4 protein-coding genes are annotated in these 2459 nt (G+C 64.4%); 3 read left to right on the top strand and 1 reads right to left on the bottom strand.

The features are described 5' to 3' along the window. The 3 genes from VNZ93_RS13855 to VNZ93_RS13845 form a co-directional block, all read left to right on the top strand. A partial coding sequence (locus VNZ93_RS13855; RefSeq protein ID WP_325705905.1) for a class I SAM-dependent methyltransferase occupies window positions 1-805 on the top strand: 805 nt, incomplete at its 5' end. Window positions 806-1025: 220 nt separating this feature from the next. Next, window positions 1026-1199: a hypothetical protein gene (locus VNZ93_RS13850; RefSeq protein WP_325705902.1), complete on the top strand. Its 174-nt coding sequence runs from the start codon at window positions 1026-1028 to the stop codon at window positions 1197-1199. Window positions 1200-1317: 118 nt separating this feature from the next. Continuing rightward, complete coding sequence (locus VNZ93_RS13845) at window positions 1318-1662, top strand: cytochrome c (protein ID WP_325705897.1); 345 nt, start codon at window positions 1318-1320, stop codon at window positions 1660-1662. A gap of 14 nt (window positions 1663-1676) precedes the next feature. Here VNZ93_RS13845 and VNZ93_RS13840 read toward each other — a convergent pair. Further along, window positions 1677-2459, bottom strand: a 783-nt coding sequence (locus VNZ93_RS13840) for a tripartite tricarboxylate transporter substrate binding protein (protein ID WP_325705894.1), incomplete at its 5' end; no start/stop codon positions are given.

Below are 2459 nucleotides of genomic sequence, written 5' to 3'. Positions count from 1 at the left end.
CTGCGCTCCTGGATGGAACGACAAGAGCGCCGTGATCCGGACATGGCTTCGGGACTCAACCGACGCGATGATGGCGATGACCGGCATCGACACGGGCGCGCGCGTTCTCGATGTTGCCGCCGGTGCAGGCGACCAGACGCTTGATATCGCACGACGCGTCGGCCCGGGCGGCCATGTGCTGGCGACCGACCTTTCGCCCGCCATCCTGAAATTCGCGGAGGACAATGCACGTCGCGCGGGACTGGACAATATCTCGGCCAGGGTTGCCGACGGCGAAGCGTTGCCGGTCGCGGACGCTGGCTTCGACGCGGCGGTCTGCCGGCTCGGCCTGATGTTTTTCCCCGATCCCGGCGCGGGATTGCAGCAGATGTTCCGTGCGCTCAAGCCCGGCGGCAAGGCCTGCACGCTCGTGTTTTCCGCGCCCGAACACAATCCGTGCATCGGTATCCTCATGTCGACCGCCTGCAAGCATGCCGGCCTGCCGCCGCCCTCCCCCCACCAACCCGGCGGCCTCATGAGCCTTGGCCGCGCGGGTCTGATGGACGAGCTGTTCAGCCACGCCGGATTCTGCGACGTCGCGACCACCAGGATCGACGCGCCATTCAGGCTCCCGTCGGTCCATGCCTATCTCGACTTCACACGGGCGGCAGCCAGTCCGATCGTGCAACTGCTCGCCGGGCTCGACGAAACAAGGCGCGCGGCGGCGTGGGCCGAGATCGCCGAGAGGCTGGGAAAGTTCAGCACGCCGACAGGCTGGGAAGGACCGAACGAACTGCTCCTGACGGTCGGCAAGCGTCCGTCCTGATCCGCCTTCGCAAAGCCCCGCGAGTTCCAATTTAACCGCGCGTTAACCCTGCTGCGGCACAACAATACCCGTTCGCAATGTCATGCGGCCCGCGAGTCGAACGCGACCCGCGGAGATACGGGCCTTGGGGGGTCGTATGCTCTGGCATTATCGCAGGCGTGCTGAAGAGTGTGCGTCGCGCATCGCCAACACAAACAGCGAAGCCATTCGGCAAAACTACATGCGGCTTCTCGAATCCTGGAACGCTCTGATCCAGGCCGAGGAAGCGCGCCTGACACGCTTCGGCAATGCACCGCAATACGGCGCCCGGACTACGCCACGCGAGCGGCCGCGCCTCGAGATCGTGCGCGCGCCGCAGGGCATGGAGCCGATGCTGGACCGTCCGGTCGCTTGATCTTTGTCATATTCCGCAGATGATCGCGGTGCGACCTTGATGGACACGCGGACGAGCCGCGATGGCTTATGCATGCGCATGATATCGTCCCTGCAGTGCGACCATGAAACGGTGTTCCTTGACGTTTAAACAGCGCCTGCGGCGCAGCATCCTCGCGGTGCTGGTCGCATCCTCGCCTCTTGCCGGTGTCGCGACGGCGCAGGCCAGCGAACTCGCGCAACAAGGACAGGATATCGCGCAGCGCCTGTGCGCCTCCTGTCATGCACTCGGCCGCGCAGAACGCAGCCCCATGCCGACCGCGCCGGCCTTTCGTCGCATGGAGCCGCGCGTCGATCTCGATCAGATGGCTGAGCGTCTGCAGGACGGCATCATTGCGGGCCACCCCGAAATGCCGACCTTCGTGATGAAGGAACACGAAGCCCGCGCGCTCGTGGCCTATATGCGTTCGCTGCAGGACAATTGAAGCGCGCGCGGTTCTTACTTCGCGGCGGGTATCTCTATCTTCGCATCCTCGATCGTCTTCCGCCATTTCTGGCTATCCGCCTTCACGAAGCGCGCGAAGTTCGCGGGTGGAAGTGCGAACGTGATCATTCCCTGCTCGGAAACCAGCTTGTCGAGTGCGGACAGATTTTTCAGGAACGTCTTGCTGAGGATGTCGATAATCGGCTGCGGCGTCCCCGCCGGAGCGAACAGCCCTACCCAGCCCTGAACGTCGAAATTGGCGAGCGACGGCACACCCGATTCCGCGACCGTCGGAAGATCGGGCGCGATGCCGTGCCGACGATTGCCGCTGGCCGCGAGCACGCGCACATCGCCAGCTTTCATGCGGGCGGCAGCGGCTGGCAAGCCGTCAAACAGGAACTGAATGCGACCGCCCAGCAGATCGGCCTGCGCCGGACCGGTCCCGGGATAAGGAATATGAGCAATGTCGAGGCCGGCTGCCTGTTTCAGGGTTTCCATCGCCAGCTGGCTGACGGAGCCGGTGCCGAACGACCCATAATTGGTCTTGCCTGGATTGGCTTTCACATAAGCAACGAACTCCGCGATGTTGGACACCGGGACGTCCTTGTTGGCGAGCAGCGCGAATGGCCCCCGCGCGATGCCGACGATCGGCACGAGATCACGCTCGACATCGTAGCTCAGCGTCTTGTTGAGCCAGGGCACGATCGCGACCGGAGGCGCCGAGGTGAGCAGCAATGTGTATCCGTCCGGCTCCGCCTTTGCGACCGAGGTGGTTCCGATCGCGCCTGCGGCTCCGGG

Source organism: Pseudorhodoplanes sp. (assembly GCF_035565795.1).
GTDB lineage: Bacteria > Pseudomonadota > Alphaproteobacteria > Rhizobiales > Xanthobacteraceae > Pseudorhodoplanes.
The sequence above is the reverse complement of the archived record's forward strand: the minus strand, read 5'-3'. Positions and strand labels throughout refer to the sequence as shown.